This window comes from Fructobacillus sp. ESL1096, assembly GCF_058511985.1.
The window spans coordinates 823,287-838,575 of sequence record NZ_CP196400.1; the positions used below are offsets into that span (position 1 = coordinate 823,287).

Consider the following 15,289-nt stretch of genomic DNA (forward strand, 5'->3'; position numbering starts at 1 on the left):
TTCTTGATGAAAGCCGCCTTTGAGCGGCTTTCACTTGCTTAAGAAACTTTAGACCCAAACAGTGATGAGGGGAGAGGGCAGAGCCCAAAAGATTATGGATTTATTTAATTCAAAAAAACCTGAACAAAATAAGATTAAGGTGACGGATGCCATTAAGGATCGGATTCCTGATGGTCTCTTTCTGGCTTGCCCATACTGTGGCGAACAGATTTATAACAAGGAGTTGGGGCCATACCGTGTTTGTCCAAAGTGCGACTATGGCTTCCGTTTGCAGGCACACGAACGGGTCGCTTTATTGACGGAAGACTTTGTCGAAATCAACGCTGACTTGACGATTGATCATTCTGATTTTCCTGGCTATGAGGAAAAATTAGCGCGAGCTAAGAAGCAGACTGAGATGAACGAGTCTGTTTTGACTGGTACAGCCACTATTGAAGGCGAAAAGGTTGCCTTGGGTATCATGGATGCTTACTTTATGATGGCGTCACTGGGCTCAATGACTGGTGAAAAGATTACGCGCCTCTTCGAATACGCCACAGAGAATCGTTTGCCAGTTGTGATGTTTACCGCCTCTGGTGGAGCGCGAATGCAAGAAGGAATCAATTCCTTGATGCAGATGGCCAAGGTATCAGCTGCAGTTGCCGCACACCAAGAAGCGGGCTTGTTGTATTTAGTTGTGCTGACAGACCCAACAACCGGTGGGGTGACTGCTTCCTTTGCAATGCAGGGTGACGTTACGTTGGCTGAACCACACGCATTGGTTGGTTTCGCTGGCGCTCGCGTTATCGAATCAACGATTCATGAAAAGTTACCAAAGGATTTCCAGCGAGTGGAAACCCTTTTGGAGAACGGTTTTGTTGATAAGATTGTTCCTCGCCAAGAGATGGCTGACATGATTGCTAATATTGTGTCATTACACCAACAGGAGGCTGAATAATGTTCGAATTTATTAAGACATTGTTTAAAAAAGAAATCGACCCAGCTGAAGTGGTGAAAAAGTCTCGCGAGGACCGCTTTATGGCGCGCGAATTGATTAATGGTATCTTTGATGATTTCATTGAATTACATGGCGACCGTTTTTATGGCGATGACAAATCAGTTATCGGTGGTTTGGCACGATTAAACGGTCAACCTGTCACTGTGATTGCGATCGATAAGGGTACGGACATTAATGATAAGTTGTCTAAACGCAATGGATCACCACAGCCCTGGGGTTACCGAAAAGCCCAACGCTTGATGGAACAAGCAGCAAAGTTTCACCGGCCAATTGTGACCTTTGTGAATACACCTGGTGCCTTTCCCGGTAAGGATGCTGAAGCCTTGGGCCAAGGCGAAGCCATTGCTCAGTCAATTCTGAAGTCAATGAAGTTGCCAGTTCCAATCATTTCCATTATTTATGGTGAAGGTGGTTCGGGTGGTGCCTTGGCATTGGCCACAGCTGATCAGGTGTGGATGTTTGAAAATGCAACATACTCAATTTTGTCACCTGAAGGCTTTGCTTCAATTTTGTGGAAGGACGCCAAGCGAGCCAACGAAGCTGCTAACATTATGGGCTTAACTGCCGCTGATTTGCTGAAGAAAAACGTGATTGACCTTGTTATTCCCGAAGGACATAATCATAGTAAAATTTTTAATGGCATGAAGGAAAAGCTGTCGAGTGAAATTCAAGAATTACAGACACTGTCTGATGATGAGCTGATTCAACAACGACGGCAGCGTTTTCGGTCCTTTTAAAGCAAAAATAAAATGTGGATGTGGATCATGAAAAAATGATCTCGCCAAGGAAGTCGACGTCCAATTTGAGGACAGAGTCCAACGTTTTTATAATTATCAGCCTGATACTTTATAGTATTGGGCTTTTTTTATTAATGTCTGGTAGATTTGTTGATTAAAGGTGATGGCGGTCAGAAACAAAGTTCATTTTTCACTGGAAATTGAATAAAATTATTTTTATTAAAGTAATCAAAAAGAAATATAATTGAAATCAATAGATAGAAATGTTATTATTTCTTCATAGAGGAGAATGGACTATGAACAACAAACAAACATACAAATTATATAAGGCTAAAAAATTATGGGTAACAGCTTTAGCAGGTGCTAGCATGTTTGCCATCGCAGGTGTTCACCAGCAGGCCCAAGCCGATGATGTTTCTAGTTCGCAAACAGCAACGAAATCTGTCGATACAGAGAATACAAGTGACTCAACTGTTCAACAGAGTCAGACTGCCAGTTCACAGGTGGAGAGTACTGCTAGTGCAGACAGCCAAAGTGCGGTTGCTCAGGGATTGAATCCACAGAGCACAACGAGTCAAAATACTGTTTCACAAAGTGCCAGTACACAAGAAAATACAAACAATAATGACACTTCGGCAACGGTTAGTGGTCAGGGGCAGGGCACTAGTAGCGCTACTAGTGAAAGTACCACTCAGTCACAAACTCAACAGGAAGGCAGTACCGCTGCTTCAAATAGCGCTAGTCAGAGTAGCCAGGCCCAAGACCAGGAACAAACACTCGATTTGCGTACAGCGACTGATGCTGCGACGGATAATTCCGTCATGTTAAGAAGCGCCTTGTCTCAGCAGTCTACGCAACCAGTAATTGATAATAATTTATCGGTTACGGTTACTAAGGATAATTTTTTACAGTGGTTCCAACTAGGTGGAGTTGCTGTCTATGATCCTAGCACCAATACGACAACATTGACGCCAGATCAAGATTCGAAAAAGGGTAATATTACCTTGAAAACGCGAATTAATGCTAATGATGCGTTTGAATTGCATGGAACGATTAACCTCGGTAGCAAATTACAGGATGGTCAGGGAGCCGATGGTATCGGTATTGCTTTCCACCATGGAGTTGTTGGAGAAATTGGTGCGATAGCTGGTGGAATTAGCGTATTAGGTCTGCCATCGTCGTCTGGTTATGTGTTTGATACTTGGCCAATTGATACCGGTGATCACAGGGATAACAATATTGATTCTTATGTTTCTGGCTTCCATAGTGATGTGGACCAAGCGGGGCAGGATGGTAATTTCCGTTACGATGGTGGCTTTTTGGACTTAGATCCAAGCAAATATAATGTAGCCAATCAGTCGGTGCCCTTTACGGTAACCTATGATGGGAATGGCCATATGGGTTTGGAATACTTGGGTCATACCTTTTCGATTCCTGTCACTGATTTTAAAGATTCATTAGCTTTATCAATTGGGGCATCAACTGGGGCGTTTAGCAACTTGCAAACCGTTTCAGTTGATTCGTTCACTTTTGTGCCCGCCCAAAATAACACGGTTTCGCGGACCATTAACTATGTTGACCAAAATGGTAATAAGATTGCCGCGTCAACCGTTCAGTCGGCCATTTATCAGCGGCAGGGAACTTTGGTCAATAACCAACCGACTTACACTGATTGGCAGCTGGCCAGCGGATTAAATAGTAATAACTTTGCTGCAGTCACGGCGCCAACGATTGCTGGCTATACGGTTGAAAGCAATCAATCGACTTATTTTGCGCCATTAATGGCTAACAATGATTCGGGTCAGCTGGTTTACAATGTTGTTTATGATAAGAATAGTGGACAAACGACGTTGAATGTCCAAGACAGTACGATTGTTGCCGGTCCTAGCGCTCAATGGTCTCCTAGTCAAAACTTTCTAAGTGCCGTGGACCAAAATGGCTCGGGCGTTGATTTAAGTAAGGTTCAAGTCAGTGGTTCTGTGCCCACACAAACCCCGGGATCTTATCCAATTACTTATACTTATACCGATACTGCTGGCAAAACGATTACCAAGACGGTTACCGTCACTGTGGTCCCAAGTAAGAGTAGCTTGCAAGCTAAAGATAGTACGTTAGTCGTCAACTCAAAGTGGAATACGAGTGATAATGTTGTCAGTGCTACCGATGAAAATGGCAATGTTCTTGATTTAAGTCAGGTTCAGGTTTCCGGTAATGTTGATACCAGCACACCGGGAGCTTATCCAGTAACTTATAGCTATACCGATGCTAGCGGTAACCAGCATACACAGCAAGTGACGGTCACTGTCATTAATAGTCAAAGTGCTTTGACTGCAAAGGATAGCACGATTTTTGTTAATGATAGCTGGAAACCTGCGGACAATTTAACGACCGCTACGGATGAATATGGTCAGCCGGTTGATATCAGTAAAATCAACGTTTCCGGCAATGTTGATACTAGCAAAGCGGGGGTCTATCCTGTCACTTATAGTTATACGGATGGCCAAGGAAAGTCCTTCAAGGTTGTCGCGAACGTGACCGTTAAGGATAATCAAACACAGCTTCAGGGACAAAACAGTACCTTGATTGCAGGGCCAAAGACAACTTGGAAGCCAAGTGATAATTTACAAACGGCGACAGATGCTAATGGTAATCCACTAGCAATTAACCAAGTACAGGTTTCGGGCAGTGTTAATCCACAACAACCAGGTAACTACCAAGTCACCTATAGCTATGTTGACCAGCAAGGATACTATCACAGTACCCCAGCTACTGTGACTGTTGTCGCCAGTCAGGGTAGTGTTAATGCGCAGGATAGTACGATTGTTGCTGGTCCGAACGTACAATGGTCGGCAAAAGATAACTTCTTGACAGCCACGGGCGACAATGGCCAGCAGATTGATTTTTCCCAAGTTCAAACGACAGGCAATGTCGACACTCAGACGCCAGGAGTTTATCCAATCACTTATACTTACACGGATAGTCAGGGAAATTCCTATGCGAAAACAATTAATGTAACGGTTGTTTCTAGTAAAAATGGTGTAGTCGCCAAGGATAGTACTTTGGTTGCTGGACCAAATACGCAATGGCATTCCAAGGATAATTTTGTTTCAGCAACAGATGAAAGTGGTAATACCATTGATTTGAGTCAGCTAGCCGTTTCTGGCAATGTGGATACGAATCAAGCTGGCAAGTACCCAGTTACTTATACTTATACTGACCACTCAGGAAATACTGCAACTGCAACAGCAACAGTGACAGTAGTTAGCAGCAAGGCTAATGTTGTTCCAGAAAATAGCACGCTAATTGCCGGTCCAAACACACAATGGTCTTCTAAGGATAATATTGCTGATTTACATGATGAGTACGGCAATAGTATTGATACTAGCAAGGCAACGGTTTCTGGAAATGTAAATACTCAAGTGCCGGGAACATACACGGTGACCTACTCTTACACCGATGGTCAGGGAAATACTGTTTCAAAAGCAGCAACAATTACGGTGGTGGCTAGTCAAGGAAGCTTAACGACTCAAACGGTTAAGTTAGTGGCGGGTCCTCAAACCCAGTGGTACAAGCAAGAAAATTTGCAAAGCGCTACCGATGAATATGGTCATCCAATTAATATTAATCAGATAACCGTGATTGGAACGGTAAACCCTAATCAGGTGGGGACGTACCCACTGACCTACTCTTATACTGATGGTCGTGGTAATACTTATACCAAGACCACGGAGGTTGATGTTGTTCCTAGTCAAGCAACAATTGTCACCAAAGATGAAACGATTATTGCTGGGCCACAGAGCCACTGGTCAACGCAGGACAATTTGACCAAGGCGACGGATGAAAACGGCCAGCCAATCAGTGCTAGCCAGGTTTCAGTGGCTGGTCAGGTTCAACCGTCGACGGTCGGTACCTATACGATTACGTATTCCTATACGGACGGGCAAGGAAATGTTGTTACCCAACCGGCAACTGTAACAGTTGTTGCCAGCCAAGCTAAAATTCAGTCACAGGACAGCACATTGGTTGCTGGACCAAAGACCAAGTGGAGTCCGGAGGATAACTTCGTCGCTGCTCAAGATGAAAATGGACAATCGATTAGCTATGGCAACTATATCGGCGTTCATGGTGGCGTTAATACTGGAAAACCAAACACCTATTCGGTAACTTATAGTTATCAAGATTCAGCCGGTAACATTGTCTCGAGTACAGCGAACGTGACGGTCATTGCTAGCCAAGGCGAGATAACAGCCAAGAATAGTACAGTGGTTGCTGGACCAAATACCAAGTGGACGCCAGGAGATAACTTCACAGGTGCCACTGATGAAAATGGTCAACCAGTGGACTTGAGTAAGGTCACGGTTAGCGGCAATGTTGATACACAGACACCGGGATCATATCCAGTCACTTATACCTATACGGATGGCAGTGGAAATGTCTTTACCCAGACAGTCACGATTACAGTGGCTGCTAATGTTGCCCCTGCTTCAAATGCTAACCAGGATTCAAGCACTGGAATGACGACAAATAGTGCCAGTCAGTTAGTGAATCAAGATTTGAGACGAAACTTGATTGGTGGAACATTAAACCAGGGCTACGAATCTGGTAGTCAGGTAAAAGCCACATCGCAAACGACTAGCGTATTACCACAAACAGGTCGTCATCAAGCAAAGTCAACAAGCCAAAAAGCACTCGAAATCGGCTTGATTTCAGCTACCTTTGGACTGATTTTATTGATGAAGCGCAACAAGAAAAACGGAATTGACTGATACGCAATGAAGTTTTTGTTATAATGAAAGCCGAGGGATTTTCCTCGGCTTTTTGTTTTGGGCTCGTCTTGGAATTCGACAGGCTGTTACGAGCATTAGCTGCATTCCGCCATCCGGGCGTAAAGCGGGCAGACATTTAACTGCAAAAAACAATAACTCTTACGCTGTCGCTGCCTAAAAACCAGTGATTCGTAGCCAAGATTGTTAGGCTGACATGGTGGTCTTGGTTTAATAAATGGTCAGATCGGCTTAATGGTGATGCCTGCACGATTAAGTTTAAATCAATTAGGTTCCCAGTCAGAGTCAAGTTCTGGACAATGACTGCTTTGGCTGTGGTAACAACCATTGCCCTATGAATGTAGACGCTAGTGTGGCGGGCGGTTTGGACAGGGGTTCGACTCCCCTCGGGTCCATTGGTAACATCAGGAGACGTCAAGAGGCTTGACAAATTCTAGTTTTGAGCTATTTTGATTAATGATCATCACTGATAATCATTAAAAGTAGAGGATAAAAAATATTGCACCGCAGCAATGTGACGGCTTTTATAGCCGTTTTTATTTTGTCCAAAATATGCAAGAATTGGCAAAGGGTAGCGGATATTATTTGTTGTCGACTATTGGGCAACAAACAACCTTTTTGGCATGTGCGCAGATTATTAACAACCGCACTTGTAAGTTGACACGTATAACAGGCATGCTTAGAAGCAAACTCATTATGTTGGCCATTTAGTGGCATTGATTCATCTAAAGAACTCTCTTCGTACCCGCAAACTCGACGAGGAACACCGCAAGTCTTTAAGCGTGTATGACGACAACAGAGAGTAGCTCCGATTGATGAAATACAAAAGATAAATATCGAAGTAAATAGAGGTGCAAAATCAATTTAGTTCTCACAAAAGAACGAAAAGTGCAAAATTGATTATGATAATAATTTGGATGTTGAAAAAAACATAGGCAGAAAGGTTAGTCTAATCAAGAAACCTTTCTGCCTAGTAAAAACAAATATTATTAATTCTACTAACTTTTCAATAGATATTAATCAGCTGTTTTAATCATCACAGCTGTAAAGATAGTTAAGATGCCAACCATGCTTAAAATGATGAATTCATGATGATATTGTGCCATAGGGGTCTTTAAGCTAGTTGAAAGAGCGATGACCATCGATAAAATGATGGATGCTCCTAGTTGGTGAAATACATTTATAGCACTTGAAGCGGCCCCAGCAATTTCATCATCCGCATGCGCCACCCCAGCAGAGGTTAAGGGGCCAAAGGCCAGTCCTTGACCGATACCAAATATTATCATTGGCAGCGCCACTCCTAGAAGGTAACCGTGATTTAAACCAATGAATAACTGGATCGAAACACCAATAACCGTAATAGTAATTCCTGTCAAAAGAAGCGTATTATTCTTAATCTTTTCGGATAATTTAGATTGAACCAGTCCAAAAATAAATTGCGGAATTGTTTCTGGCATAAATGCTAACGCTGACATCAATGGGGTGTAGCCATAGATTTCTTGAAGTGTTTGCGGCACTAAAAAAAAGTATGATAGAACCATTCCAGCAAACAAGAATCGAGTAATATATGCAAAAACCCGTTCCTTATCTTGGAAAAGTTTAAAAGGCATTAAAGGAACAGCCTTCTGATTTTCAATTAGGACAAAGGCGATCATGATAATGATAGCAGTAATAAATGCTAGTAACTTGTACTCGGATCCATTAATACTATAAACCAGTAAAAAGAGTCCGATTACTGACAGAAATGAACCTAAGTAATCTAATTGAGCATCTGAAGAATCTGTTTTTGGAATAAAAATAACCGATAAGCAAATCAAGATAACGCCAATTGGAACGTTAATTAAAAAGCCCCAGCGCCAAGAAACGTAAGTGGTAATTACCCCACCGATAATAATTCCGATACTAGCACCAATTCCGGCAGTTACTCCATAGTATGAAATTGCCTTTTCACGAATTTTACCCTCATAGTTATCTAGTAACAGGGCTAAAGTAGTTGGTGCTAAAATAGCAGAACCTGAACCTTGGAAGGCCCGCATTACGATAATCATTGTGCTTGAAGTTGATAATCCGACGAACAAAGAACTGAGAGTAAAAATGGTAATCCCAACAATGAGAATTTTTTTGCGGCCATACAGATCACCCAATCTGCCACCTAATAACAATAAACTACCAAACATTAAGGCGTAAATGTTAGTAATCCAACTAACCCCTGCCTTCGACATATTTAAACTTTCAGCAATTTTTACAGTACTGGTAAAAACAACTGAATTATCTAATAGAATTAAAAAATAGCTGACTAAAATGATTGGTAAAATCATTCCAAAACGTTTTTTAGTTGCCACATCCTTACCTCCAACAATTTAAGTATGCTGTAAATGTTAAACTATCAAGTTCACTTTAAGGCAAGTATTAATTTAATAAAAAATTTGCATTCGAGTCGGCTTTAAAGATTAAAATAGGTATTATTAAAAAAACCGGAGTATGCCGATGAATATCAATCAAATTAGTAAAAAATACAATGTTAATAAAGCAACTATTCGCTTCTGGGAACAAGAGGGGGTGATGCCACCCGTTAACCGCGATAAAAATGGTTATCGGGATTTCTCAGAATATAATGAACAATGGATCTACTTTATTATGGCGTTGCGAAAGGCAGGCATTCCCATTGCGACGTTGAAGCAATACACCAAATTACTGATGGAGGGTGATGCTACAATCAGTGAGAGAAAAGCAATTTTGGAAGCTCAAGAACAAAAAATTAACGAGGAAATCAATACGTTAATTCAAACTCGTGACTATTTACACCGTAAAATTAATCGCTATACAAATCGATTGCTTCAGTATGAAAAGAAAAATCTTTATGAAGTGCAGAATCATCCAAATCAAAATAAAAATTAAAGTAGTTGCATTCAAGTGCACTTTAGGGTTTAGAATGGCAATAATCTTAAGGTAAAGGAGCTTCGAAATGTGTACTTTATTTATCAATGCTAGTAAAAATCGACATGGATTGACCGAAAGACTAGTCAAACAAAAATTAAAGATTAATCGTTATGACACAGTCAACCTAGTTGACTACCTGGTCTACCCATTAGGTCAGGAAGATAGACCAGATGATCAATTTGACTTAATTTGTGAAAAAGTGGCTAAGTCAAAAATTATCGTTGTGGGAACTCCAGTCTACTGGTCGTCTATGTCTGCTTACATGAAAATATTAATTGACCGAATGACTGAAGTAATGGGCATTGGCAATCCGTTTGCTAAAAAAGATTTATATTTAGTGATTGATGGGTCGGAACCATCAGATACCATCGATCATATTAAACATGTTTGGGAACACGTTGCTAGACGTTTTGATCTGAACTTAGTAAAAGTTGTTCACAATTAGCATTGATATCAAGGGAGAAAAAATCATGGATGTATCACAAACTGATTTGCAAACGGCTATGCCAAGATTAGGATTTGGTGTTTTCCAAGTTCGTGATCAAGCGGACGCAACCGAAGCTGTTATTAACGCTATTAAGGTTGGTTACCGTTTAATTGATACAGCTGCTAGTTACGGCAATGAAACGGCAGTTGGAGCAGGCATTAAATACGCGATTCAAAATGGCTTCGTTACTCGTGAAGAGCTCTTCATCACCACTAAGCTCTGGGTATCGGATGTTGCTGTTGATCGTGCTGCTACAGCGATTGACGAATCAATTAATAGGCTTAATCTCGATTACTTAGACTTGCTATTAATCCATCAACCTTATAACGATGTATTTGCTGCCTGGCGTGCAATGGAGGCGGCGCAAAAAGCTGGCAAAGTAAGGCATATTGGGGTTTCTAACTTTGACGTTGCTCAAATCACTAATTTAATTGAATTTAATGATGTTAAGCCTGCTGTCAATCAGATTGAAGTTAACCCATTTTATCAGAATAAAGAACTAGTATCCTTCTTACAAGCAGAAGGAATTCAAGTTGAGGCTTGGGCACCGTTTGCGGAAGGACGTCATCATTTATTTGAAAATGCCATTTTAAAAGGAATTGCTGATAACCACAATAAGTCGATTGGACAAGTTGTTTTAAGATGGTTAGTTCAACAGGATATTATTCCGTTAGCCAAATCGGTACGTCCAACAAGAATGGCAGAAAATTTAAATGTTCTTGACTTTGAATTAACCGCTCAAGAAATGGCAAAAATTCAAACACTTGATACAAATGTTAGTCAATTTTTTGACCATGCTGATCCAAATCAAATTAGGCGAATTGCTGCTTACCAACCTGTGAAATAAATCCTTCTTTTCTTAAAGTGATTTTTTTTCAAGAAAGCACGAGTGATATCTGCATAGTTTGCCAAGGTTTTCCCAGCTTTTTGGTAGTGGATGGTAGCTAATCCGTATTAATAACTGGAAATATCTTTTAAGAATTTTATTCAGCTAATTAATGCCGTCACGCTAGTTTGTTTTTAATCATTAGCGACGAGAGAAGATTAGTATTAATTTGACAATCATGGTGCTATTTTATCAAGTTGTGCAGAACTCGAAAAAACACTCATAAGCGTTGATATAAGGACGCTTGTGAGTTTTTTTAGTAGATTAGATTAGGTGCAATAAAAATGCAGGTATATCTTATATTAAAGGTCAACACAATGATTTTGAATAGAAATAGTATGGGCTTCAAATTCGTGTTTTAAAAACTGAATCATTTGGCGTGGCCTTTGCAATGCTCGCTTACCCCATCAAATGTTTATTTGGGTTTGCAGTAAATTGAAAGTGCATAATTTTAATTATCGTGACAGCTGGATGGATAATTGAACTCCATGTGATGAGGTTTGAGGATTGTTAACCAAGAAAAATACTCAATACTAGGTTAAGTTAAAAGAAAATTTTGGTTGATGGGAATGGTTAGTTGAAAAAAATTAATGTTGATTCCGTTAATGATTAAGCGAAATTTGTTCGAAAATAACGTTTATTTGCGTATTTTTAAAATCAAAGCGACAATATTCTGTCGGGAAATCCATTTTTTATTCATATTTATCTTAAATTGTAATCGAATAGTGAAACAAAGAAATAAAATGGATCAATTCTAATTTTTATAGAGGGTTGAATATTTGGTTAATCTACGTAATAATAGCCGTGTTGCGTGCCAGTTATTTAAATTTTTTAATTTATTTACTAAATCGTAAAAGTTAACAGGCGAAAAGGGGGACTTTTTACTCAGTTGTAGCAGAAAAACAGCATTAACTCGTTTATTTATTGTCAGCAGCACGTAGAATTGTTAGCGGAACAAATAGGAGAGAGAAATATATCATGAAAAAGATCATAACAGCCCTTGTGGTATTGTTGGTCGTTGTCGGTGGGGTCTTCGCTTTTACCTCGGGTAAGCATTCGGATTCGACAGGAAAGTCGACAAGTAGTGATTCAAAGATGTCGTTGAAGGAACTGAATGTTCAGTTCGTACCTTCAACAAATGCTGAAACAATGTTGGCCAAGGCTAAGCCATTGGAAAATCTATTAAGTAAAAAATTGGGAATTCCCGTCCACGTTTCGGTTGCCACAAGTTATAACACGGCAGTCGAGGCGATGGGGTCAAAGAAAGTTGACATGGGCTTCCTACCTCCTGATTCATATGTCACTGCTGAAAAGCAGTATGGCGTGAAGGCCATTCTTCAGTCAACTAAGTTGGCTATGAAGGATAACAACACAGGTGAAACAACTGATAAAGTCGTTAACACATACAAATCAATGATTATCGTCAAGTCTAATTCACCAATCAAGTCAATTAATGATTTGAAGGGCAAGAAGATTGCGACGCAAAGTGCTATCTCAACGTCAGGTTACCTTTTCCCAGTTGTTGAGTTGTACAAAAAGGGTATTAACGTAGTCAAGGACTCAACACTTGTTCAAGTCAAGGGCCATGACCAAGGTGTGATGTCTGTTCTGAATGGCGATACTGATGCCGCCTTTGTCTATGACGATGTTCGGACAAATGTTCAAAAGGATCAGCCGGATGTCTTTCAGGATACCCGTGTTATTTATTATTCCAATCCAATCCCAAATGATACGATTTCATTGCGTAAGGGAGTTACGTCATCAGATGCCAAGAAGATTCAAAAGGCAATGATGGAAATCGCTAAGACTGACGAGGGTAAGAAGGCTTTAGCCGATGGTTACTCATGGCAAGGCGTGACAGAGGCGAAGGAATCAAGCTTCGATAACGTTCGTCAGTACGAAGAAACGATTAAGAAGATTCAGTAAGGTTATTTTTGAGCAAGAAATCGCCACCATCAAGGATGGCGGCGGTTTTTTTGATAAAAAACTACGTTTTTCAAATCAGTTAGAAAAAGGGATTGCAGATGTCAAATCAGGGTACAATCAAGGTTACTGGCGTTTCAAAAATTTACGATAATGGCGTTGTCGGTTTAGACAACATTAATTTAGATATTGCCGCTGGCGAGTTTGTGGTAATTGTTGGTCTATCCGGAGCAGGAAAATCAACTTTGCTCCGATCATTGAATCGTTTGCACGATGTGACCGAGGGCAGCATCGAAATTGATGGTCAAGATATTACCAAGGCTTCCGGGAAGGCGTTGCGCAACATGCGCCGCAATGTGGCTATGATTTTCCAAAATTATAATTTGGTCAAGCGGGCAAGTGTTTCTCGGAATGTCCTTTCTGGTCGGGTGGGTTACTATGGCACTTTTCAGTCGGCCTTGGGTATCTTTACGAAGGGAGATCAGGAGCGGGCGGTGCAAAGTTTAACTAGAGTTAATTTGTTGGATAAATACTATACAAAAGCTCGTGATTTATCCGGTGGTCAGCAACAACGAGTCGGGATTGCCCGAGCGTTGATGCAAGAACCGGCGGTCTTCTTGGCGGACGAACCGGTTTCTGGTTTGGATCCCAAGACCACCAAGATGGTGATGGATGATTTAAAGCGCTTGAACGAGGAGGATGGCCTGACGATCATTGCCAATTTACATTCGGTTGACTTGGCCTTGGCCTATGCCACACGGATTGTGGGCTTGCGCGGAGGAAAATTAGTTTACGACCAGTCAATTGAGGCCGTGAAGGAAACAGATTTTGCAGAAATTTACCGCGAAGCGGAGGTAAGTCGATGAATGCGAGCTTGCCTAAGCGGACCTTTCACCAGGAATGGCACATCATCGGTTTTAGCATTTTCTTACTGATGGTAGTCTTGTTGATGGTTTCAGCCAATGTAACCGGTGTCGGACAAAGTTTTTCCTGGGATCAGTTCTTTGATTTGTGGATTAAGATGTCAAAGCCCGATTGGTCCTACTTACCGGCGGTGATGATGCCCTTAATCCAGACCATTCAAATGGCTCTGGTTGGAACATTCCTGGGAGGGGTAGCGGCGATTCCGGTGGCACTTCTTTCAGCTGAAAATATTGTTAAAAATAAGTTTATCCGTGGTTTGGTGCGTTTGCTGATGAACCTTATTCGTTCATTGCCAGAAATGCTTTTAGCAGCACTCTTTGTGGCCGTAGTCGGTATTGGCGCTTTTTCAGGGGTTCTTGCCTTGGCGGTCTTCTCTTTTGGGATGGTCTTTAAGTTGCTCTATGAAGCCATCGAAACCATTGATGAAGGGCCAATTGAAGCCTTGCGGGCGGCTGGCGCCAATAACATGCAAATGATTTGCTTTGCAGTTGTGCCCCAGGTGTTTAATCAGTATTTGAGTTTTTTCTTGTACACGTTAGAAATCAATGTTCGCGCCTCGACGGTTTTGGGTTATTTAGGCGCTGGGGGAATCGGTCTGTACTTGAATACAACCCTGGAGATGTTCCGCTACGACCGGACGGCAGTGGTCATCATAGCCATTTTGTTAGTGGTGGTCCTCGTCGACTTTGTTTCCAACCAACTTCGGGAGGTGCTTAAATGATGGTGCAAAAAAAGACTTTATGGCAAAAAGCAAAACCATGGTTGGTGGCTCTGGTAGTGGCCGTCATTTTTATTTGGGGCTTTACTGGTGTGCCGTTGACGGGAATTAAGTCGACGGCTGGGCAGGTTTTCGGTTCAATTATTGATGGCTTGCTGCATCCGGATTGGTCCTATCTATATAGTGGGGACGGTGAAGATTTGGTGTCCGCTCTCTTGCAAACGTTAGCTATTGCCTTTTTAGGGACCTTTATGTCGGCGGTTTTAGCAGTACCGTTTGGTTTTTGGGCGGCAAAGACGAACGGTAAGTTCTTTTCATCAAAATCGGCTTCGGGCAAGTTTTTCTTGACCGTTGTTCGCGTCTTCCCTGAACTGGTATTAGCCATTATGTTTATTAAAGCCGTTGGTCCGGGTGCTTTTGCCGGGGTCTTGGCCCTTGGTTTTCATTCGGTGGGGATGATGGGAAAGTTGTTCTCAGAAGCAGTTGAGAATATCGACCGTGGGCCAAATGAAGCCATTGCGGCGGCTGGTGGTTCGAGCCTTAATGGCCTAACCATGGCCACTTTCCCAGCGGTTTTACCGGAGTTCATGAATTATACGCTCTACCGGTTTGAAATTGCCGTTCGCTCCGCCTCGGTTTTGGGGATTGTCGGTGCTGGTGGGGTGGGGGCACCACTGATTTTTGCTCTCTCGACTAGATCCTGGCCACGGGTAGGGATGATTTTGATTGGAATTGTGGTTACGGTCACAGTCATTGATTTTCTTTCAGGGAAAATTCGAAAACGTCTTGTTTAATTTTTGAATTTGAATCAAGAGCGTTGTGTTCGGCACAACGCTTTTTTTGCATCATGTGCTTACAAGAAACGTAAAAATGATTTTATTTTCATGAATATT

The 15,289-nt window shown here is 41.6% G+C and carries 11 protein-coding genes and 1 other RNA gene; 11 read left to right on the plus strand and 1 reads right to left on the minus strand.

The window, feature by feature from the left end; genetic code table 11:
* Positions 1–94: 94 nt before the first annotated feature.
* The 4 genes from accD (at position 95) to ssrA (ending at position 6,916) form a co-directional block, all read left to right on the plus strand.
* On the plus strand, positions 95–937 hold the full coding sequence (gene accD / locus ACSYSR_RS03975) for an acetyl-CoA carboxylase, carboxyltransferase subunit beta (RefSeq protein ID WP_489816078.1): 843 nt from the start codon (positions 95–97) through the stop codon (positions 935–937).
* On the plus strand, positions 937–1,734 hold the full coding sequence (gene accA / locus ACSYSR_RS03980; protein WP_489816077.1) for a carboxyltransferase subunit alpha: 798 nt from the start codon (positions 937–939) through the stop codon (positions 1,732–1,734). The genes accD and accA overlap by 1 nt, the downstream gene beginning before the upstream one ends.
* Before the next feature lie 296 nt (positions 1,735–2,030).
* Complete coding sequence (locus ACSYSR_RS03985) at positions 2,031–6,500, plus strand: bacterial Ig-like domain-containing protein (protein WP_489816076.1); 4,470 nt, start codon at positions 2,031–2,033, stop codon at positions 6,498–6,500.
* A gap of 59 nt (positions 6,501–6,559) precedes the next feature.
* Positions 6,560–6,916, plus strand: a transfer-messenger RNA (tmRNA) gene (gene ssrA, locus ACSYSR_RS03990).
* A gap of 618 nt (positions 6,917–7,534) precedes the next feature.
* On the opposite strand, the gene ACSYSR_RS03995 is transcribed toward ssrA, so the two are convergent.
* On the minus strand, positions 7,535–8,860 hold the full coding sequence (locus ACSYSR_RS03995) for an MFS transporter (RefSeq protein WP_489816075.1): 1,326 nt from the start codon (positions 8,858–8,860) through the stop codon (positions 7,535–7,537).
* Positions 8,861–9,005: 145 nt separating this feature from the next.
* On the opposite strand from ACSYSR_RS03995, the gene ACSYSR_RS04000 reads away from it, so the two are divergent.
* From ACSYSR_RS04000 to phnE (ACSYSR_RS04030), 7 genes are all read left to right on the plus strand, one after another.
* Positions 9,006–9,416, plus strand: coding sequence for a MerR family transcriptional regulator (locus ACSYSR_RS04000; protein WP_489816074.1), 411 nt, complete (start codon positions 9,006–9,008; stop codon positions 9,414–9,416).
* A gap of 67 nt (positions 9,417–9,483) precedes the next feature.
* Complete coding sequence (locus ACSYSR_RS04005; RefSeq protein WP_489816073.1) at positions 9,484–9,903, plus strand: flavodoxin family protein; 420 nt, start codon at positions 9,484–9,486, stop codon at positions 9,901–9,903.
* A 25-nt stretch (positions 9,904–9,928) separates the two neighbouring features.
* Positions 9,929–10,792: an aldo/keto reductase gene (locus ACSYSR_RS04010; RefSeq protein ID WP_489816072.1), complete on the plus strand. Its 864-nt coding sequence runs from the start codon at positions 9,929–9,931 to the stop codon at positions 10,790–10,792.
* Between the two features lie 1,017 nt (positions 10,793–11,809).
* Positions 11,810–12,757, plus strand: coding sequence for a phosphate/phosphite/phosphonate ABC transporter substrate-binding protein (locus ACSYSR_RS04015; RefSeq protein ID WP_489816071.1), 948 nt, complete (start codon positions 11,810–11,812; stop codon positions 12,755–12,757).
* A 98-nt stretch (positions 12,758–12,855) separates the two neighbouring features.
* Positions 12,856–13,620: a phosphonate ABC transporter ATP-binding protein gene (gene phnC, locus ACSYSR_RS04020; RefSeq protein ID WP_489816070.1), complete on the plus strand. Its 765-nt coding sequence runs from the start codon at positions 12,856–12,858 to the stop codon at positions 13,618–13,620.
* Positions 13,617–14,399, plus strand: coding sequence for a phosphonate ABC transporter, permease protein PhnE (gene phnE, locus ACSYSR_RS04025; protein WP_489816069.1), 783 nt, complete (start codon positions 13,617–13,619; stop codon positions 14,397–14,399). The genes phnC and phnE (ACSYSR_RS04025) overlap by 4 nt, the downstream gene beginning before the upstream one ends.
* Positions 14,396–15,190: a phosphonate ABC transporter, permease protein PhnE gene (gene phnE / locus ACSYSR_RS04030; RefSeq protein WP_489816068.1), complete on the plus strand. Its 795-nt coding sequence runs from the start codon at positions 14,396–14,398 to the stop codon at positions 15,188–15,190. Before phnE (ACSYSR_RS04025) ends, phnE (ACSYSR_RS04030) begins: the two co-directional genes overlap by 4 nt.
* The last annotated feature ends 99 nt before the right edge of the window (positions 15,191–15,289 follow it).